Below are 18,494 nucleotides of genomic sequence, written 5' to 3'. Positions count from 1 at the left end.
GCCCGCCCGGAACTCCGGATCAAAGCGCCGCCGCGTGACTGCTGCCACGACCAAACCTCTCCCGGTTCGGTCTCCACGCTATGAGGGGAAGGCCACCTGTGCGGCTGGCGAGAATGCCACAGCCACCGATCAGCGGGCCGCCGTCGCGATGGCGAATGCCGTACCAGACAAAGCCATACTCCTGCTTCGTCTTGAGCCTGCGCTCAAGCCAGTCCACCGTCTCAGCCCGCGACGTGAACGGCCCCGCCCCGATCGTGTGGGTTAGCGGATCGCTGAATAGGCCGTGGAACTCGTCAGTGTCGTTGAGCGTGCAAGCAGTCAGCCGCAGCCTGATGGTCTCAATCTTGTCGCGCACGCGATGCCCTTCTCGAACGCCTCCAGCTCCGGGATGATCGCGAAAGGAAGAGGTCCATTAGCGGCTGAGGTGGAAGCTGATCACCTCGCCCGCCATCGATCCAGGCCAAGCCGAGCAGACCAGGGCCACCAGCGTGGACTCCACCTTGTCCCCGTGGCTCTGGCCCGCTTCCCCTGCTGGCATGAACCCCGGCCTCAAGCTCTTCACAGTTGCTACACGCGCGGATCAACCGGATCTGCCATCAGCACCACCCGGTCAGCCTCGATGTCGAACCCAAGATCCGGATGGTCGCGAGATCCCTCCGCGGTCATCAACACGGACTTCCCGAGACGCCGTCCAATCGCGCAGAAGAAATCCACCAGGACGTCCAACCGCTCCTGCCCCTGCAACTCTCTGAGATCGACGTCGAAGTCGATGGACTCGGTCTGATACATGCGGAAGATCATCAGCATGTCGGGGCTCGGCCAGATTCTCAGCTCGGGCGTGACTCTCAGCTCGGGCCTGCCGCCGGCGTAGGCAGCCGCGGCCATGTCAGCAGCCGAAGTGAGCTCCATCGGCTCGCCATCTACCGAGAAGGCGTACTGCCAGCCCTGCGCCCGGACAAGATCCAGCAGCACCTGCCAGTCCTCGACAGTCGTCCCCTCTACGATCACGTCAGGCAACGCTCCGGTGACCTCAGGGTCGAAGAGAACCTTCACGTCATCCCAGAGCAGGTCAGGCACAGCACTCATCATCCCTTAAGAACGCGTCTCCGGCGGGGGCTTCGGCTTCTGGATGATCAGCCGGGCGAGGTGCGCGCGTCGCGCGGAAGACCAGGTCGCGGGCCTACGCCTCTACGGGCCAAGATCCCGGCAATTCCCAAGCTGACACAGCGGGTTTGACTTCCGTCACCTGCTCTCATGACGAAGGCTCGACCGGCTTCGCGCCGGGTGCCGCGCACGGTCAACCGGATGCTGTCGGGAGCCCCTTCCTTCTGCGACCACCAGGTCCGCCGCCGACGGCCGCGTCGAGTCCGGTCTTGCGCCAGCCGGTGATGAACACGTGTGCGCCCTCGACCGCCAGCCGTACGGCACTGGCCGGCTAGTATCTTCCGCATCGATCGTTGCAGAAGGGTTAGACTGCGGGAGTGGAGACCAGGCAGCGCCGCCCAACCGGCCGACCGCGGGGATTCGACGCCGACGAAGTGCTCGAGCGCGCCCTGCTGGTGTTCTGGGAGCAGGGGTACGAGGGGGCCAGTCTGGCCAACCTGACCGACGCGATGGGCATCTCCACCACCAGCATGTACGCCACCTTCGGCAACAAGGAAGAGCTGTTCCGCAAGGCCCTGGAGCGCTACACCGAAGGCCCGAGCGCATACCTGGCCCGAGCCCTGGACGAGCCGACCGCCCTCGGTGTCGCCACGGCGATCATTGCCGGCACTGTTCGAACCACCACTCGCCCGGCAGGTCCCCACGGGTGTCTGGGTGTCCAGGGTGCCCTGGCCACCGGCGACTCCAGTCGTGGAGCCCGAGACCTCCTCGTCGCGTGGCGCGACAGTGGCTACTCCTGCATTCGAGAACGGTTCCAACGAGCCGTCGATGACGGCGACCTGCCACCGGAGGTCAACCCGGCACTGCTGGCCCGCTACATCACCGCCTTGGCCTATGGCATCGCCGTGCAAGCCGCCAGCGGCGTCGGCCGCGACGAACTCCAGGACATGGCCGACGCCGCCCTGCGCAACTGGCCGCCCTGCTGAGAGCCGCCCGGTGTTCGTCTTCGCGAACAACCGTGTCATTGCCAACCTGGGTTCGCGCCAAGGACTTCAGGTACTGCTGGCGGAGAGTCCCTTGCCAGGTGCCCGGCTGACCCCTGAAGCAACGACTCCTGCGTTCTGCGCAGCCTGTCCGGGCTGTGACGCTTCCTGATGTTCACGAGCGAGCCGTCCCGGCCAGTTCCGCATGTCTCCATCCCCACAGGTCCGCGCACTTCCGCAGTGATCGATGCAGAACGTGCTACGGTGGAATTCCGCATCGATCGATGCGGAAGTTGTGGTAGGTCGCCTCCCGTGGGACTTCTCGAGGGCAAGCACCGGGATCGCCATACCCGGTGCCGTACAGAAAGGGACAGTTGATGTCCGACAGTGATCTGCGTGGGTTCTACCTGCGCTACATCAGTGAGCTCAACGCCCACAGGTTCGATCAGATGGACAAGTACATCGACGACCGGACCACGTTGAACGGTGAGCCCGCCACCCGGGACGACCTCATCGCCGTGCAGAAGGCTGACGTCGACGCGGTTCCGGACCTGCACTGGGAGCTCAAGGAACTGCTCTTCGACGGTGATCGCCTGGCCGCGCGGCTGGTCAACACAGGAACGCCGGTGAAGGAGTGGCTCGGGGTGGCACCCACCGGCGCCTCGTTCGAGATCACCGAGTACGCCATCTACCAGGTGCGCGACGGGCGGTTCGTGCACATGACGGCCCTGCACGACGCCGGTGAGCTACTCCGGCAGCTTACCGGCTGACCCTTCGGGGCCGACGTCGGCGACGTGGAGAGCAGTCGCATCCAACGGTCCACTCGGGCCACACATTTCGAGAGGGAACCCATGACCGTCACACTGATCACCGGAGCCAACAAGGGCATCGGTTTTGAGACAGCCAAACAACTTCTGGAACTGGGGCACACCGTCTACATCGGTGCGCGCGACATCGAGCGAGGCGAGAAGGCCGCAGCCGCCCTCGGCGCACGGTTCGTGCAGCTCGACGTGACCGACGACGCCTCGGTGCGCAGCGCGCTGGCGACGATCAACGCGGCCGAGGGACAGCTCGACGTCCTGGTGCACAACGCGGGCATCCTCGGGAACGAACCCCTCGACGGTCCCACGGCCCTGCGGGTGTTCGACACCAACGCGGTGGGGATCGTACGCGTCACAGAAGCGGCACTCCCCTTGCTGCGCAAGTCCTCGAACCCCACCGTGGTCACCGTATCGAGCAGCGCCGGATCGTTCTGGGCGGTGAACAACCCTGACCGGCCTGAGTTCCACCTGCCGCTGGCGCTCTACTCCGCGTCCAAGGCGGCGGCGACCATGCTGACGGTCCAGTACGCCAAATCCCAGCCCGGCATCAAGTTCAACGCCCTGGAGCCCGGCACCACAGCCACCGACATGACCGCGGCCTTCGGGATCGGAAGATCGCCGGAGGAGAGCGCCAGAGCCGTCGTACGCCTGGCCACTCTCGATGTGGACGGCCCGACAGGAACCTTCCAAGACGAGACCGGGGAACTGCCCTGGTAGTCGCCACGCGGGCGTAGTCCGGTGGCGGCGAGGAGCCGGTGGAGCGAGTCTCCTCCGACCAATTCGTGGCAAGCGGCATGCTCCCGGAGCGGCGGGAAGACGAAGGCCCCTTCTCCTGGTGGAACGAGATGCGGCCACGGTTCTTCAAAGGCTTTCACCGATGCCTGCCTGCCCTTGCGACCGCAGGCAACGACTTGATCCTGGAACATGTCATCGAATACCGGACCTGGCGCGAGGAACTATCACGCCTATTGACTGACTTCGACGTGTTCCTGGTCGGGGTGCATTGCGATCTTGCGGAGATCGACCGAAGAGAACACGAGCGCGGGGACCGTCGTGCCGGGGAAGGCCGTGGGCACGTCGAAATCAACGGCATGCATACGTTCGGTCCGTACGACTACGAGGTGAACACTACGAACGGCGTATCAACCACCCTCGTGCAGTCAGTCGTGACCGCTTGGCGCTCGAGAGGCGCGCGACGTGCGCTGACCACCTTTTAATGCCTCCGGCGAGGGCACTTCGACTCCTGGCCCGCTTCCCCCTCAGGGGAGACGGCAGCAGTCGGGAGGATGAGACGGATGGCGTTTGCGCGTTGGTCGCAGGCTGATCGTCGTGCCATTAGCAAACATCGGCAGCGGGAGGCCCTTGATATCCAGCCGGCCGTGGCTAAAGGATCGCGCGCTAGCATGCGGCGATGGACTGGGGCGCCTTCGAGAAGGCATGGCATGACAGCGGATGCCGCATCCTGAGTGACCTTGCGGCGGCGTGTCCGGGCGAGCGGCTGTACGGCGCGGCGTTCCATCTTTTCTACATGGACGGTGCCAAGATCCTCCCGCCCGCCCTGGCCGCCAACACTGAGGCAGCGGTGCGCGAGGACTATGGGTACTCGACACGGTTCGTCCCGCCGGAGTGGCGGTGGGATGTCCTGGACGCCGCGAGCGATGCGATGTCGCCGTGGTATCAGCGTCTCACTGAGGAGTATCTGGCGCCCGCTACCACCGAGCCCGAACGGGATGCGGCGATGGACGCACTCGAGGCGGCGCACGACAGCGCGATGGCCAATGCCTGCAAAGCGATGACCACGACAGCGCGCCGGGGCGGCATTCACGGCTCGCTTCCGCCCGGGTTCGTCGTCGTCATCCTCGAAGGGCAACGCGGGGATGAGGAGGCCGGTCTGATCCGGAAGAGCGTCGACCCGCAGACGCTGCCGACGGTCCCCGAACTGGCCGGGTATCTGCGGCAGCTCGACGAGACGTGAGCCCCGGCCTGGCCTTGCTCATTCCAGGGGCCGTCTTCTCCGAGTCCTGAGAGGTCCTGGCCCGGTCGCAGTGCCATGCAAGACCTTTTCAGGTAAGCCTCCGGCGATTACCGGCTCTATCAGCGACTATGCCAACCTCTATGCCCATGCAGATCAGATCCGGTACCCAAGACGACGCCGAGCAGATCGCAGAGCTCCACACTCGTAGCTGGCTGACTGCCTATGCCGGGATCATGCCCGCCAGCTATTTGAATGGGCCGCTGCTCGACGAGCGCAAGGCCATGTGGAGCATCCGACTCGCCACCCTCGCCTCGGAACCGGATCGCGCCCGCTGCCTGCTCGTTGCCGTCGATGGCAACGTCCTGCTGGGATTTGCCTATCTCGACGCCGGAACCGACGGGCGCCTCTTGCTCGATAACCTGCACGTCCAGCCGGAGCGCAAGCAGTCCGGCATCGGTCGCCAACTCGTGTACCACGCTTTTGGCTGGGCCTCCGAGCAACACCCTGACAAGACGGTCTACCTGGAGGTGTTGCGCGATAACGTGGCCGCGATCACCTTTTACCGGCGTCTCGGCGGCCATCCCACCAATGAGTTCATGGAACGCTTCCCTACAGGATTCGAACTACCTGTCGTCGAGTACACATGGGGTCCTGACATCGTCCGAACCCTTGCCGACAACCGTTCCACTACCGATCAGCTCGCGTCCTAGAGGCGCCCGGCGGGGCATTCTGGCTCCGAGATGATCGACGCGTCGGGATTGAGATCCGTGGACGGCTGAGGTGGAAGCCTTCCGATGCGCCGGCGGACGCGTACTCCGTCTTCAGTCGCCCCGGTAGAGGGCCGTGAGCAGTTCGATCGCCGCCTGGATCGCCGGATGCGGGTCGTCTCGCCACCAAGTGAGGCGTACGGCGATGGGCTCGGCGTCGCGGACCGGCCGGTAGACGACGCCGGGCCTGGGGTACTGGTGCGCGGTGGACTCCGCCGTCATGCCGACACAGCGTCCACTGGAGATCACGGTCAGCCAGTCGTCGACGTTATGGGTCTCCTCAGTCGCCGGGCGGGAGCCGGGCGGCCACAGCTCGGGTGTGGTGGTGCCGGTCCGCCGGTCGATCAGGAGGATGCGCTCGCTGAGGTCGGCAAGGCGTAGCGACCGGCGTGTGGCCAGGGGGTCCTCGGCGGACAGGCCACACAGGCGCCGCTCCAGACCGATGATGGCACTCTCGAAGCGGCGGTCCTCCAGGGGATTGCGGATGACGGCGAGGTCGCAGGCGCCCTCCGCCAGGCCGGCGGTCGCGGAGTTGACGCGTACCAGGTGCAGATCCGTCCCGGGGTGCGTCGCGGCCCAGCGGCGCTGGAACGCGGGCGTGTGGCGGCCGACCGCCGACCAGGCATAGCCGATCCGCAGGATGCTGTGGCCCGAGGTGGCCTCCTGGACCAGGTTGTGCACCTCACTGAGCACTCGCCTGGCCTGGGCGACCACCCGCAGCCCGGTCGTGGTCGGTGTCACCTCGCGTGAGGTACGCCTGAGCAGCCTCACCCCCAGGGCGCGTTCGAGCGAGGCCAGAGTCCGGGACACCGCCGCCTGGGAGACGCTCAGAGCGATGGCCGCGTCGGTGAAGGTGCCCTCGTCGACGATGGCGACGAGGCACCGCAACTGCCGCAGCTCCACATCATCCATGACTCAAGTGTATAGATCCCGCAGTAAACGCATTTTGTGCAAGCATCGCCAGGTCCCACCATCTAGTCATGCGAAGCGCGTCCGACACGGTTTCCCTGTCTTCGGGGCCCTTGATCCCAGCGCCGTCCAGGGGGCGGCTGGCCGGCGTGGTCACGATGGCCGGCAGCGGCCTGTCGAACCAGGTCGGCGCCGCGATCGGTGCTCTTGCCTTCCCCGTACTTGGGCCCGTGGGCGTCGTCGCGGTCCGCCAGTACGTCGCCGCGTTCGTCCTGCTCGCCGTCGGCCGCCCCCGTCTGAGGGACTTCACCTGGGCGCAGTGGCGGCCGGTGCTGGGGCTCGCCGTGGTGTTCGGGACCATGAACCTGTCCCTCTACACCGCCATCGATCGCATCGGCCTTGGCCTGGCGGTCACGTTGGAGTTCCTCGGCCCGCTCACGATCGCCCTCGCCGCCGCGCGTCGCCGCGTCGACGCCTTCTGCGCGGTGATCGCCGCGGCCGGTGTCGTCGTACTGATGCGCCCCCAGCCCTCGGCCGATTATGTGGGGATGGGCCTGGCCCTGCTGGCCGCGTGCTGCTGGGCGGCGTACATCCTGCTCAACCGCACCGTCGGCCGCCGCATCCCGGGTGCGCAGGGCTCGGCCACGGCGGCGGGGATCTCCGCGCTGATGTTCCTGCCGGTCGGCATCATCCTCGTCCTGCACCGGCCGCCGACCGCCGCGGCCGTCGGCTATGCCGTCGCGGCCGGTGTGCTCTCCTCGGCGGTGCCCTACCTCGCCGACCTGTTCACGCTGCGTCGCGTACCCGCCCAGGCGTTCGGGCTCTTCATGAGCGTCAACCCGCTCCTCGCGGCCCTCGTCGGCTGGATCGGCCTGGGCCAGAACCTGGGCTCGACGGAATGGGCGAGCATCGGCGCCATCGTGGCCGCCAACACCCTCAGCGTCCTCGTACGCCGCGGCTGAATCCGCGCTATTACGCGGCGATGACGGCGACCCCGGTCCTGCCCCCGTCGACGTCCACCACGGTTCCGTGTACGAAGGCCGCTTCGTCACTGGCGAGCCAGACCACGGCATGCGCGATGGCATCCGGTGTGCCGATGCCGCCGGCCGGGGTGCCCTTCATCATGATCTCGCCCGGATGGGGCTCGCTGCCTTTCGCGGCCGGGGGGAGGATCACACCCGGCGAGACGGCGTTCACCCGCACCCCCATCGGGCCGAACTCCGCGGCCCATGCCCGCGTGAGCGTCTCCATGGCGCCCTTGGCGGAGCTGTAGAGTGCGCCGAGCGGAACGCCCAGGCGAGCGATCCACGAGCCGAGGTTGATGATCACTCCGCCACCTGACTCAATCATGGCCGGAACGACGGCGGCGGTGAGGAAGAACGGCGCCTTCACGTTCACCCCGTAGACCTTGTCGAACGTCTTCTCGTCAGTGGCGGTGGTGCTGGGGGCCGGATAGATGCCGGCGTTGTTCACCAGGATGTCGATCCGCCCGCCCAAAGTCTCACGGGCCCGATCTGCCAGGTCCTGGGAGGACTCCACGCTGCCATCGAGGTCCGCCACCAGGAAATCGGCCCGGCCACCGGATGCGCGGATCCCTTCGACGACCTGTGCCCCGCGTTCCTGATTGCGCCCCGACACGATGACGTGGGCCCCCTCGGCGGCGAACGCTTCGGCGATCGCCTGTCCGATATTGCTGGTCGACCCCGTGACCAGCGCCGTCTTGTTCCGCAGTCGTTCACTCATGACGCGACCTCCCTTGTCTCGCAGTGCGTGGCCAACTGTGCCTCGCAGAAAATGGACCGGCAAGTCCAGAGTCGCTCGGACCTTATGCCAGTAAAATGGACCCGTTAGTCCAATGATCTGGAAGGGGCTGGATGCCGGACGCGCCGACCGCGAAGGGCCGCGCCACGCGTGCCCGCATCGTCATGGGCGCGGCCGAGTTGCTGCGCGAGCAAGGTGTCGCTCTCACGACGCTCGACGACATCCGCGGCCGCACCGGTACGAGCAAGAGCCAGCTGTTCCACTACTTCCCCGCTGGCAAGGACGAACTGCTGCTGGCGGTGGCCCAGTTCGAGGCGGACCGCGTCCTGGAGGACCAGCAGCCGTACCTGGGGCGCCTGGACTCGTGGGAGTCCTGGCATCAGTGGCGGGACATTGTGGTGGAACGCTATGAACGCCAGGGCGACCACTGCCCTCTGGGGTCCCTGTTCCTGCAGGTCGGGCGGTCAACGCCCGGTGCACGGGCAATCGTGACGGAGCTGATGCGCCAATGGCAGCGGCAGCTCGCCCGCGGCATGCGGGCCCTCCAAGCGAACGGACTGGTCGGGCCGGCCCTTGAGGTGGACCGGACGGCCGCCGCGTTGCTGGCGGGCATCCAGGGAGGCGTGACCATCATGATGGCCACGGGCGACTCGACCCACCTCAAGGCGGCGCTCGACACCGGAATCGAACACCTCCGTGCGACCACTTGATCGCCGTGAGATCTAACTACATCGGTCTGAAGAACGTGCGGAGAAGCGTTCTGTGAGCGGCTTGTAGTCGTGCTCGGGGAACAGGACCGGCAACGCGTCGAGCATGTTCTCCATGCGATCGCGCACGCCCTCGAACTCTTCATTGTCCAGCGGCGCTCGGGTGAACAAGAACTGCCAGGAGAAGGCGCCCTTTGTCAGCTGAAGCATCTCCAGGTACTCCGGGTAGCCAACGTCCATCTTCCAGGCGCCATAGCGAGGCTCGGCCACCCACCAGATTTCGGGTTCGTCCCCGCCTGGAAGCAGCCGCAGCGCGGCATAGTGACCCGTACCCGTGATGGGGTGGCAATCGATAACGCGCAGCTGCGATGACGGGAAAAGCTCCTTGCCCGTCCACGACTCAATCCACTCCTCGCCCAGCCCCGGGCTGCCCGCCCGTGCGAGGTGGGTGAGGTAGAACTCACCGTTGACGTACGGCCGCCCTTCACCCATCCACTGGCGCCCCAGCTCCCGAAAGCGCAGATCGCACTGCTCCAGCGCGGCGGGCGCCTTGACCTCCTGCTCACCCACGAGAGCCGCCCACGAGGCGGCGACATCGGTGAAACCCGTGTCGAGCTCACCCTGCGAGGCGTGAAGGATCTTGATCTGGGGATGGTTGTCCAGGTCGCGGCAGACCTTGCTCCAGCCACCTTCGTACGTCGTCAGTTCCGTCATCACGTACCGTCCCAACCTGCTATAGGCCGAACAGGGTCGCTGCGTTGTCGTGGCATACGGCCCGCAGCCAGTCCGGTCCGAGTCCCAGTCGTTCCAGGGCCTGGAGCTGGTGCAGGTACGGGTAGGGGGTGTTGGGGAAGTCGGAGCCGAGCAGGATGCGGTCGCCAAGCGCGGTGAGACGTGGCAGGGCTTTGCGGGGGAACGGCATGAATTCTTCGGTGAAGTCGGTGAACGCCATCGTCGTGTCCAGCCGTACCTGGTCGTACCGTTCGGCGAGGTCGAGAAACTCCTCGTACTCGGGCATGCCCATGTGCGCGACGATCAGCCGCAGTTTCGGGTGGCGGGCAAGCACCCGCGCGATGGGCTCGGGGCCGGTGTGCTTGCCGGGCGCCGGCCCGGAGCCGCAGTGCATCACCACGGGGATGCGGGCCTCGGCCAGCAGCGCCCATGTCCGCTGGAGACGTTCGTCGGCCGGATCGTACGCGCCCACCTGCACATGAGCCTTGAACACCCGCGCCCCTGCTTCAACGGCCTCGCGGGCGTATGTCTCGACGTCCGGCTCGGGGTAGAGGGTGGCGGTGTACAGGCAGTCGGGGGTACGGCGGGCGAAATCGGCTGCCCATTCGTTCAGCCACCTGGCCATGCCGGGCTTGTGGGGGTAGAGCATCGCGGTGAAGGCCCGGACCCCGAACTCCCGCAGCAGAGCCGTCCGCTCCGCCTCCTGCTTCCGGTAGGTGATCGGCCACTTCAGCCCACCGATCAGCGGCCCGGTGCCGTCGAAGTAGTCCCAGACCTTGTGCAGGACACGCTCTGGCATGAAGTGGGTGTGGACGTCGATCAGCCCGGGGAGACCGAGCCCGGCCCAGAAACGGTGGACCTCAGCGGCCTCCTCGCCTAAGGCCATGGGGGTGGAACTCACCCGGTACCGCCTTTCTTGTCGAACGACCGGACGGTGCTCTTATCTCGCCACCTACGCATGGCCCCGATCTCTAGACGACGACTCTATGCACAATGAGATGCCATCGCCGTGCTGAGGGCAGGGCCATAGGCGGCTCTTCAGACGAAAGGAGGCACGGTGCGTATCGCCATACCGTTGTTCGATCGGTTCACAGCGTTGGACGCGGTCGGCCCGTACGAGGTGCTGAAGTTCCTTCCCGATGTTGAGATCGTCTTCGTGGCCGCGGCGTCCGGGCCCATCCGGGACGTGCCGAAGTGGCTGGCCATCACCGCTGACGCCACGTTCGCCGAGGTTGACTCATGCGACGTGCTCCTAGTGCCCGGAGGCCCAGGCAGCAGGGCGCTGCTGGACAACCGCCCGCTTCTGGACTGGATCGGCCGCATGCACAAGGGAAGTTCCTGGACGACCTCGGTGTGCACCGGCTCGTTGCTGCTCGCCGCCGCCGGACTGCTCCATGGGCTGCCTGCGACAACTCATTGGGGAGCGGTCGACGTGCTGGAGTCGTTCGGCGCGACCTACACCCCCGAAAGGGTGGTGTTTCATGGCAAGATCGTGACCGCCGCCGGCGTCTCCTCCGGTATCGATATGGCGCTGGCGCTTGTGGCGCGCATCGCTGACCAGACAACCGCGGAGGCTGTGCAACTCGCCATCGAGTACGACCCCCAACCACCCTTCGACGCAGGCTCACCGGCGAAGGCCCCTCAGGCCGCCAAAGACCTGCTCGCTCGTGGAATCCGCTGAAGGGGGTTCGGCCCCGGACGCACGGGCGTCCGGGGCCGGTCAATGGCGAGAACGCCGTCAGGAGAGGCGCTGGATGGTCCACATGTTCTGGGAGATCCGGGATGGGTGGCCACAGCTCGACGGGTCCCACTCGGTGTTGATGGTGACCCAGCCGGCGGGCAGCTGGTTGGAGCAGACGGTCATGATCGTGCCGACGGGCTGGTCGTAATAGGACGCGATGTTCCACACGTTGTAGGTGATCCTCGACGGATTTCCGCAGCGCGTCGGATCCCAGAAGTCGTTCGTCTTGACCCAGCCGGTGGGCAGGCTTCCGGCGCAGACTGTATTGACGGCCGCGCCGGCCGGGCTGACAGGCAGGAACAGGAGCGCGGTCAATGCGCTCAAGATCACACTGATGAACTTGAGGCTTTTCAAGGTCTTACCCCCTTTGACTCGACCTCCGCCGGTACGGCGGCTGGCTTGATCACCATTCGCCTCGAGCGGCGCGCTGGATGAGATCCGCCGTGAGTCGGTATGACGCCTCGGGTCGTGTAGGGCGGCCTCAATGCTGGATCAGACCGCCGACCGGGACCGGAGCGACGTGGCCGGTCGCCGAAACGGTCTGCGCCAGGGCGAGGCCGATGTCGACGAGCGATGATCGACGCCGACAAGCGACGGCGGCGGGGATCACCCTTGAGCCCACGCCCAGCAGGCGTTCCACCACCTCGTCGTAGCCGGTCTCCTCAGCGACCTCCCGGATCACCGCGTCGAACGGATCCTCCCCGTGTTCGACCCTGCCGCCGGGAAGAGTCCAAGCAGATTCGCCTATGGGTGGTACGTGACGAGCGAGCAGCACCCGCCGGTCCTCGATGCACACGGCGTACGCCGCCAGCCGGAAACTCATCCGCACCTCTCCTGACGCACCGGCACTTCGTGCCGCTGAAGCGTTTCGTTACCGCGTGTTGGCAGAATCTCCTTATGCCTAACCTGGCCAGGGTTTTAGCACAGGTACTGATAAGCGCTGTCGCGCTCTCCCTACTGACGGCCTGTGGAACCGAAGCACCGCCAATCGCGGACCCACCCGTGAACAGGCCCAGCTCGTCATCTCCCAGTCCCAGTCGCGCCATCCCCTACGACGAATCGACACGCGGCGGCGGAGACGTGGCACCGCATCAAGCCGAGAACAACGCGTGGAAGTATCCCCCAGACCTAACACCTTCCCAACAGGGGATCGCCGACGCCGCCGCCAAGCGAATACGCCCAGCTCTGCAGAAACTGCGGGCCGCGCAGGACTTCGATCCAGACTCAGTAAAGGCTGCCTTTGAAGCGCTGGGCTACCCAGCGGATTCGATAGGAGCTCATGCATTTGACATCCCGACATTGTGGACGGAGCCTACGCCACCACCTGGAGTGGTCTTTGGCCTCAAAGTACGAGTCGGAGTTTGCCTCACCGGAGACGTACGCCCCGAGCGAGTGCTGATCGAATCGCGCGGCCCAAATGTAGAAACGGGCTGCATGCCTCTGCCGGTAACGCATTAGCTGTGCGTCAACAGCTCAACCGAGCGGCTCACCTTGCTCGGCTTGGGGCCGCTCGCACGAAGATGCCAACTGGCAGACATCCCCCCAGGCGGGCGCTGGTCTATCTGCAGTCCTCTTGCGCTACCCAAGCGCATCGCGGCATGGCATGATTCATTGCGATCATTCGACACAAAGGGGGAGCTTCCGAATGAATGCCAAGGCGCTGATATTCGCTGGGTTACTTATGGCCGGCTCCGGCGTTCTCACGGGTATCCTTCCGGTCACCTCGAGTGGAGAGAGATGCGGATCCGCTTTCGTTGGAGTGCCGCACGATGAGTCTCTTCGGATGTACTCCGAAGAATTCATGATTGCCGGATGCGACGACGTTCGGAACCTTGTGAGGATTCCAGCGCTCGTCCTTATAACAGCCGGTGGCGCCACAATCTGTGCGGCAGGCGCAACACGTTGGCGCATCAGCCTGGCAAAAGGCTAAAGCCTCCCAGCGGGCCGCTCCGTTGAAAGCTCCCAGGCCCGCGGCGGTGATCACGATCGCCCCGACCACCCACCGTGCCTTCCTTGCCCACACCGATGGGAAAAAGGACATCCAGTGACACCTCAGGTTCAGTGGCCGCAGCGACGTGAGGACGTTCTCGAGGCACTACGCGTCTTAGGCGACCACGACTTCCAAAACCACCACTGGCGATCAGGGCGGGGATGGCCAGACCTCACCGCTGCCGTGCACTGGTTGATCGACGACACGTTCATCGACCAAATGGGGGCCCACGCATTGATCCCCTACCTCTTCAGCGATGACCAAGAAGCCGACCTCGTACAGACCGTGGTCGATGCCCTCTTGCCCATACTCGATGACCTCGGCCCTACCGCTCCAGGCAATGCCTATCTCGCCCATCCTGGGTGGATCAACGTCCTGAACTCGGCTGGCGCCGCCTACCTGGCCTTGTCCGCCGGCAAGCTATAGGAGCAGCTCCCGTAGAGGGCTGTCACAGAAGCCTTCGCGAAGTTGCTCAGGAGTGCCGACAGTCCAGGTCACTGATCAGGTCGGCGTCACTTCGATCTGAGCGATCAGATGGGCAGGGTCGCGGCCAGTGGTGCGCCGACCTGGATGTTGAAGGCGCATGCTTCGACAAGCGAGTTCGTGATCTCTCGGGCAAGCTTGGCTTGCTCTGCGAATATGTCCTCGTCGGTGTCGAAGTAGGCCTTGCCGTGCTCGGCCAGGAGGCCCTGCCAGTGCGCGGACACCAGCGCGGTGCCGGGTTGATCCGAACCGGCGAGCTTCGCTGCCAGGTGAGCTCGGCCGCTTCTTCGTCATGATCCCGCCGGCTGGTGTCCGTGTAGAAGTGTCCGACTCCCGGTTAGGTGAAGACCTCCACGACGGCCCCCGCGTCCATGGCGGCCTTCTCCCATGCGACGACAGCGGCGGGAAGCGCGAACTCATCCGGATCGGCGACGTGCAGCTGCACGGGTAGATCGGCCCGCGCTGACGCGGGAATCCCTGTGATGCCGTGCAGGAGCAGCACACCGGCCGTGTCACGTCGGTCGGGCAGCAGTTCCCCGACCACCCCGGCGCCCATCGAGACGCCGGCGAGGACCGTGCTCGCGGGCATCTTCCGGACCGCGTCGCGGGCTCGCTCCACGATGACCTTCCAGCCGACCCGATTCATCAGGGTGAACCCATGGTCGATCGTCGTAGCGACCTGGCCTTCGTACAGGTCGGCGGTGACCACTTCGTGGCCGGCGGCACGAAAACGCTCAGCCAAGGCCGTCCGCCGGATCAGGGAGCTGCCTCCCCAGACGAGCGAGAGGGGACAGGGCCATGAACACCGGAGACAGGGCCAGAGCGACAGCGGTCAGCAGCAGGCTCGTTCGCAGCCCCAGCGCGCCGGCCAGATAGCCGCCGAGAAGCGACCCGAGCGGGGTCAGGCCCATGCCGACGAAGTTGAGTGTCGCGACGACTCGCCCCTGGATCGGGATCGGGGTGATGGCCTGGCGCACTGTCACGACGGTGACGTCGACCACCTGGCTGAAGACGCCGAACAGGAAGTTGACCGCCATCAGCGCGCCGATCGTGACCGCGGAGGAGCCGCGCAGCGCGGGGACGCACAGCATCACGCCATCGGCGAGCACCGCGGCGGACACCAGTACGACTCCGTACCCGTACCGCCTCGGCAACCTGGCCGACAGCAGGGAACCCACCAGCGCGCCCGGCCCCATCGCCGCCACTACGAGCCCGACGGCGGCGCCCGACAGGTGCAGCGTACGCGGCAAGAAGAGCAGATAGATGGTCATCACGGCGGCGAAGGAGAACTGGAAGAGGGCCGAGGCGATCCCTACCGCCCGCAATGAGGCGTCGTTGACGACGAGGCGCAGACCCTCGTGGATCTGCCGCCACACGCGCGCCTGCCCTGCGGCCGGCCTGGGCATCGACTCGGGACGGCGGATCCGCCGGATCGACAGGACGGACAGGGTGAAGGAGAAGACGCTCGCCAGGATGGCGATCGGCGCGGTGACGAGCGACACCAGCGCGCCGCCGATCGCGGGGCCGGCGATCTGCGCGGCGGATCTGCTGGCTTCGAGCACGCTGGTGCCCTGGGCGAGCTGGTCGCGTTTCACCAGTCGTACGAGGGAGGTCTGGGAGGCCACGTCGAAGTACACGGAGAGGGCGCCGACGAGGAAGGCGACCAAAACGAGCAGCGGGATGTCGAGCATGCCGAGGAGGTAGAGGACCGGGACGACGGCCAGCACCACGGTACGGCCGACGTCGGCCAGCACCATCACGTCGGTGGAGCGTCGGCGATCCACCCCGGCGCCGGCGAAGAGCGAGAGCAGCAGGATCGGTGCCTGCTGGCCGGCGCGGAGGAGGCCGACCTGTTCGGTGCCGGCGCTGAGCGCGACGACGGCGATGAGCGGCAGGATGACCTGGGCGGCCTGAGTTCCCAGCTGGGAAGTGGTCTGGCCGATCCAGAGCCGGCGGAAGTCACCGTCTCGCCACACGCTGGGCGGAGTCGGGTCGGGTCCCGTCATCGGCGGCCTCGCATGGGCGAGCGCGCGAGCACGGCAAGGGATGCGAGCACGGCAGGGGACGCGGGCACGGCAGGGGAAACGTACGGCACAGGGGTCCTTGAGTCGCTGAGAAGGGTGCCCGTCCCGCAGGATCTGGGCAGGTGGGTGCGCTGTGCCGCAATTCACGTGCAGCACGCGGTGACAGGTCGGGAAGTGACCTAGAACGTCAGCGCGTGCTCGATTGACCGGGCATCTCAGCTCCTCGAAGGATCATTGGCTGCTCGAGACTAGCCGTCGGCCCATGCGGCGGACAAGGCAATTTGATGACCTGGCGCTCGGCCGGGTGTCATTGGAGTTCGTAGATCGCGGAGGTTCCTTTGCCCTGCTTGGCGTGGACCCATAGGCGGGTGGTGCCGGCCGCTGGCGCGATGTCAACGATGCTGACGGGCTGCTTGCTCGGCGGAAGAGTAGACCGTGTCCACTTGCCGTCGCGCAAATTGAGCACATAGGGCGCCGCCTGGGCGGGATTCGCGGCGATCCAGACACCGCCGACAGGGTCGGTACGCACGGCCACCAGCGCTGTGTGGTCGTTCACGGTTAATTTCACCTGGTTCCAGGCGGTGCCGTTCCAGTGGAGGACGACCGGGAGGGCGCCGTCGGCCCAGTTGGGGCCGACGGCCCACACATCGTCATCGTCGAAGTGAAGGAGTTCCATCTCGATGCCGTGGCCTCCGAGTACAGACTTCATCGGGTGCATCAGGCGGAGCTCGAGCTCGAACTTCCCATCAGGGTGACCGTCCCGTTCCTCGCACTGACCGCTCCCTGAGGGGAGATCGGTCACAAAGTGCTCCTACGGTCGCGGGCCGCGATGGCCAAGGCGATGAACTCGCGGAAACGCGCGAACTCCTCCTGGCTCATCTTCAGTTTCACCCCGCCGTAAACCTGGTCGTCGCCCTGCCTGCTGCCGAGATGGACCTTGAAGCCGTCGCCGTGCGGCCGGGCGTCGACTCCGACAAACGCCACGTGGTAGCGCATGCTCTCGGACAGGCCCCGGTGAAAGATTTCCAGGGTCCTGCCGTCCTGCACCAGGATGTAATCGCCGAGCTCGAACTCTGCCGCCATAGCTCCCGCTTCGAAACCGTATGCATACCGGATCCTAGAGAAGGCCCACCGTACGCTGTGCCAGCACGCGGGAGGCCATTCTCTCGGCGGGCCTGCCGAGCACCTGTTCCAAGTCGGGGGTCTGCCTCTCCAGCGCGCCGGCTCTCACCTGCGCGTTGAGCCAGCTCATGGGTCCAGGAGCGGTGTCCGGCACTTCGCGATAACTCACGCCCAGTGCCTCGGCCACCTCCGGGTGACTCCACAGAGGGCCGGTGAAATCGTAGGCCTGGCCCAGATGTCCCTCGCCAGTCAGTACGTTGGCCGCTGCCTCGGCCAGATCGGACCGAAAGGCGGTGTTCAGTCCTCGGCCCCCGGTGCTGCCGGTCAGCTCTCCGCCGGAGATCCGCGGGATGAACGCATCGCTGTAGAAGGGGTGACGCAGGATCGTGTACGGCAGCCCGCTGCGGAGTATGGCCTGCTCCGTGGTGTGATGGGCCTCCGCCATTCCGGTGGCGACAGTGTCGGCCTCCAGAAAGCTGGTGTAGGCGATGGCGCCGACGCCCACCTTGACGGCGGCGGCGCACCAGACGCGGCCGAGATAACGATCATGGAACTCCCTCTGGAAGGCAGCTCAAAGTGAAGCGCCGATGGGGAGCTGGAGGCCACTCATTTTCCTGCGGTCGGCCGCGGGAGAGGACTCAAACCGGCCGAAGTCGATCAGCTAGCCTGTGGGCTGTGATTCAGAACGATGGCGTCGAAAGCAGCGATCAGAGCATCCTGACCGGTTTTGGGGGAGATTCCGGTCGCGTGACCTTGCGCCGGATGACCGTCGATGATCAGGACGAGTTCACCGAGCTGGTCAGGGCCAGCGCCGACCTGTACGGCCCGTACATGTCCCTGCCCGCCACGCCGCAGGATTTCCACACCTTTCTCGGGAAATTCGCCGACCCGCTGCTGGCCGAAGGCCTGGTGGTCTGCTTGCGCGACACCGGTGCCATGGCGGGCAACATCAACATCAACAGCATCATCCGCGGGCGCGCCCAGACCGCCTCCCTCGGCTACGCGGCCTTCGCCCCCACCGCCGGTCAGGGGTACATGTCCGAAGGGCTCCGCCTGGTGATGCGTTACGCGTTCGAGGAGCTGCGCCTGCACCGGCTGGAAGCCCAGATCCAACCCGACAACCACGCGTCCCTGAAGCTGGTCCAACGCCACGGGTTCCGCAGCGAGGGTTGCTCGCCGGAGCTGCTCTTCATCGACGGCGCCTGGCGGGATCACGAACGGTGGGTCATCACCAACGCCATGGCCGGCATGGTCCCCAGCGAGCCGCATCCGACCCAGCCTGTGCGTTGAGGATTCCGTCGGGTCCGAACAGCCCACCGAGCTATGAACGGCTCGTCGAGCAGGCCACGGAGGCATCCCTCGGCGGGTGGGACTT

General features: G+C 66.0%; 26 protein-coding genes. 11 read left to right on the top strand and 15 right to left on the bottom strand.

Translation table 11 applies throughout. The features are described from left to right. Positions 1 to 19: 19 nt before the first annotated feature. The 3 genes from AB0C30_RS51565 to AB0C30_RS51555 are packed head-to-tail and all read right to left on the bottom strand — an operon-like array spanning position 20 to position 1,077. Positions 20 to 355 carry a GNAT family N-acetyltransferase gene (locus AB0C30_RS51565; RefSeq protein ID WP_357958290.1) on the bottom strand — a complete coding sequence of 112 codons (336 nt, stop codon included), beginning with the start codon at positions 353 to 355 and terminating at the stop codon, positions 20 to 22. 57 nt (positions 356 to 412) lie between these two features. Continuing rightward, on the bottom strand, positions 413 to 538 hold the full coding sequence (locus AB0C30_RS51560; RefSeq protein ID WP_357958288.1) for a hypothetical protein: 126 nt from the start codon (positions 536 to 538) through the stop codon (positions 413 to 415). Positions 539 to 567: 29 nt separating this feature from the next. After that, on the bottom strand, positions 568 to 1,077 hold the full coding sequence (locus tag AB0C30_RS51555; protein WP_357958286.1) for a hypothetical protein: 510 nt from the start codon (positions 1,075 to 1,077) through the stop codon (positions 568 to 570). A 404-nt stretch (positions 1,078 to 1,481) separates the two neighbouring features. On the opposite strand from AB0C30_RS51555, the gene AB0C30_RS51550 reads away from it, so the two are divergent. The 6 genes from AB0C30_RS51550 (at position 1,482) to AB0C30_RS51525 (ending at position 5,593) form a co-directional block, all read left to right on the top strand. Further along, on the top strand, positions 1,482 to 2,090 hold the full coding sequence (locus AB0C30_RS51550; RefSeq protein ID WP_357958284.1) for a TetR/AcrR family transcriptional regulator: 609 nt from the start codon (positions 1,482 to 1,484) through the stop codon (positions 2,088 to 2,090). A gap of 374 nt (positions 2,091 to 2,464) precedes the next feature. Continuing rightward, positions 2,465 to 2,857 (top strand): ester cyclase, encoded by a 393-nt coding sequence (locus AB0C30_RS51545; protein ID WP_357958282.1) that lies wholly within the window; start codon positions 2,465 to 2,467, stop codon positions 2,855 to 2,857. Between the two features lie 81 nt (positions 2,858 to 2,938). Then, the gene (locus tag AB0C30_RS51540) at positions 2,939 to 3,625 is read left to right on the top strand and encodes an SDR family NAD(P)-dependent oxidoreductase (protein WP_357958280.1); all 687 of its coding nucleotides are present in this window, start codon (positions 2,939 to 2,941) and stop codon (positions 3,623 to 3,625) included. Between the two features lie 38 nt (positions 3,626 to 3,663). Then, positions 3,664 to 4,125, top strand: a complete 462-nt coding sequence (locus AB0C30_RS51535; RefSeq protein WP_357958278.1) for a hypothetical protein — start codon at positions 3,664 to 3,666, stop codon at positions 4,123 to 4,125. A gap of 194 nt (positions 4,126 to 4,319) precedes the next feature. Next, positions 4,320 to 4,883, top strand: coding sequence for a DUF4303 domain-containing protein (locus AB0C30_RS51530; RefSeq protein WP_357958276.1), 564 nt, complete (start codon positions 4,320 to 4,322; stop codon positions 4,881 to 4,883). 146 nt (positions 4,884 to 5,029) lie between these two features. After that, positions 5,030 to 5,593, top strand: coding sequence for a GNAT family N-acetyltransferase (locus AB0C30_RS51525; protein WP_357958275.1), 564 nt, complete (start codon positions 5,030 to 5,032; stop codon positions 5,591 to 5,593). A 111-nt stretch (positions 5,594 to 5,704) separates the two neighbouring features. Here AB0C30_RS51525 and AB0C30_RS51520 read toward each other — a convergent pair whose 3' ends face one another. Continuing rightward, a complete protein-coding gene (locus AB0C30_RS51520; protein ID WP_357958273.1) occupies positions 5,705 to 6,562 on the bottom strand; it encodes a LysR family transcriptional regulator in 858 nt (285 codons plus the stop codon). Positions 6,563 to 6,630: 68 nt separating this feature from the next. Here AB0C30_RS51520 and AB0C30_RS51515 point away from each other — a divergent pair, with 68 nt between their 5' ends. Beyond that, positions 6,631 to 7,521: an EamA family transporter gene (locus tag AB0C30_RS51515; protein ID WP_357958271.1), complete on the top strand. Its 891-nt coding sequence runs from the start codon at positions 6,631 to 6,633 to the stop codon at positions 7,519 to 7,521. A 10-nt stretch (positions 7,522 to 7,531) separates the two neighbouring features. Here the strand turns inward: AB0C30_RS51515 and AB0C30_RS51510 are convergent, their stop codons facing one another. Then, entirely contained in the window at positions 7,532 to 8,302 is a 771-nt protein-coding gene (locus AB0C30_RS51510; RefSeq protein ID WP_357958269.1) for an SDR family oxidoreductase, read from the bottom strand. Positions 8,303 to 8,433: 131 nt separating this feature from the next. Between AB0C30_RS51510 and AB0C30_RS51505 the strand changes: the two genes are divergently transcribed. Further along, positions 8,434 to 9,030 carry a TetR/AcrR family transcriptional regulator gene (locus AB0C30_RS51505; protein WP_357958267.1) on the top strand — a complete coding sequence of 199 codons (597 nt, stop codon included), beginning with the start codon at positions 8,434 to 8,436 and terminating at the stop codon, positions 9,028 to 9,030. Positions 9,031 to 9,042: 12 nt separating this feature from the next. Here the strand turns inward: AB0C30_RS51505 and AB0C30_RS51500 are convergent, their stop codons facing one another. Together AB0C30_RS51500 and AB0C30_RS51495 are read right to left on the bottom strand one after the other, a co-directional pair. Continuing rightward, positions 9,043 to 9,744 (bottom strand): hypothetical protein, encoded by a 702-nt coding sequence (locus tag AB0C30_RS51500; RefSeq protein ID WP_357958265.1) that lies wholly within the window; start codon positions 9,742 to 9,744, stop codon positions 9,043 to 9,045. A gap of 16 nt (positions 9,745 to 9,760) precedes the next feature. Then, the gene (locus AB0C30_RS51495) at positions 9,761 to 10,645 is read right to left on the bottom strand and encodes an amidohydrolase family protein (protein WP_357958307.1); all 885 of its coding nucleotides are present in this window, start codon (positions 10,643 to 10,645) and stop codon (positions 9,761 to 9,763) included. A 171-nt stretch (positions 10,646 to 10,816) separates the two neighbouring features. On the opposite strand from AB0C30_RS51495, the gene AB0C30_RS51490 reads away from it, so the two are divergent. Continuing rightward, positions 10,817 to 11,440, top strand: coding sequence for a DJ-1/PfpI family protein (locus tag AB0C30_RS51490; protein WP_357958263.1), 624 nt, complete (start codon positions 10,817 to 10,819; stop codon positions 11,438 to 11,440). Between the two features lie 57 nt (positions 11,441 to 11,497). Here AB0C30_RS51490 and AB0C30_RS51485 read toward each other — a convergent pair whose 3' ends face one another. Both AB0C30_RS51485 and AB0C30_RS51480 read right to left on the bottom strand, forming a co-directional pair. Next, entirely contained in the window at positions 11,498 to 11,824 is a 327-nt protein-coding gene (locus AB0C30_RS51485; protein ID WP_357958261.1) for a hypothetical protein, read from the bottom strand. A gap of 157 nt (positions 11,825 to 11,981) precedes the next feature. Beyond that, positions 11,982 to 12,323: an NUDIX domain-containing protein gene (locus AB0C30_RS51480; RefSeq protein WP_357958259.1), complete on the bottom strand. Its 342-nt coding sequence runs from the start codon at positions 12,321 to 12,323 to the stop codon at positions 11,982 to 11,984. Between the two features lie 1,359 nt (positions 12,324 to 13,682). On the opposite strand from AB0C30_RS51480, the gene AB0C30_RS51475 reads away from it, so the two are divergent. Further along, positions 13,683 to 13,916 (top strand): hypothetical protein, encoded by a 234-nt coding sequence (locus tag AB0C30_RS51475; RefSeq protein ID WP_357958257.1) that lies wholly within the window; start codon positions 13,683 to 13,685, stop codon positions 13,914 to 13,916. Positions 13,917 to 14,020: 104 nt separating this feature from the next. Here the strand turns inward: AB0C30_RS51475 and AB0C30_RS51470 are convergent, their stop codons facing one another. From AB0C30_RS51470 to AB0C30_RS51445, 6 genes are all read right to left on the bottom strand, one after another. Continuing rightward, on the bottom strand, positions 14,021 to 14,197 hold the full coding sequence (locus tag AB0C30_RS51470) for a hypothetical protein (RefSeq protein ID WP_357958255.1): 177 nt from the start codon (positions 14,195 to 14,197) through the stop codon (positions 14,021 to 14,023). A 113-nt stretch (positions 14,198 to 14,310) separates the two neighbouring features. After that, positions 14,311 to 14,715, bottom strand: a complete 405-nt coding sequence (locus tag AB0C30_RS51465) for a dienelactone hydrolase family protein (protein WP_357958253.1) — start codon at positions 14,713 to 14,715, stop codon at positions 14,311 to 14,313. Further along, positions 14,708 to 15,979 carry an MFS transporter gene (locus tag AB0C30_RS51460; RefSeq protein WP_357958251.1) on the bottom strand — a complete coding sequence of 424 codons (1,272 nt, stop codon included), beginning with the start codon at positions 15,977 to 15,979 and terminating at the stop codon, positions 14,708 to 14,710. Before AB0C30_RS51460 ends, AB0C30_RS51465 begins: the two co-directional genes overlap by 8 nt. Before the next feature lie 325 nt (positions 15,980 to 16,304). Then, entirely contained in the window at positions 16,305 to 16,706 is a 402-nt protein-coding gene (locus AB0C30_RS51455) for a hypothetical protein (protein ID WP_357958249.1), read from the bottom strand. Between the two features lie 89 nt (positions 16,707 to 16,795). Beyond that, the gene (locus tag AB0C30_RS51450) at positions 16,796 to 17,080 is read right to left on the bottom strand and encodes a hypothetical protein (RefSeq protein WP_357958247.1); all 285 of its coding nucleotides are present in this window, start codon (positions 17,078 to 17,080) and stop codon (positions 16,796 to 16,798) included. A gap of 34 nt (positions 17,081 to 17,114) precedes the next feature. Next, entirely contained in the window at positions 17,115 to 17,624 is a 510-nt protein-coding gene (locus AB0C30_RS51445; protein WP_357958245.1) for a hypothetical protein, read from the bottom strand. Between the two features lie 242 nt (positions 17,625 to 17,866). On the opposite strand from AB0C30_RS51445, the gene AB0C30_RS51440 reads away from it, so the two are divergent. Further along, complete coding sequence (locus tag AB0C30_RS51440; protein WP_357958243.1) at positions 17,867 to 18,409, top strand: GNAT family N-acetyltransferase; 543 nt, start codon at positions 17,867 to 17,869, stop codon at positions 18,407 to 18,409. The last annotated feature ends 85 nt before the right edge of the window (positions 18,410 to 18,494 follow it).

It is taken from the genome of Nonomuraea sp. NPDC048901 (genome assembly GCF_040649695.1).
Classification (GTDB): Bacteria; Actinomycetota; Actinomycetes; order Streptosporangiales; family Streptosporangiaceae; genus Nonomuraea.
Note: the sequence above shows the minus strand (reverse complement) of the source record. Positions and strands in the feature narration are given on the sequence as shown.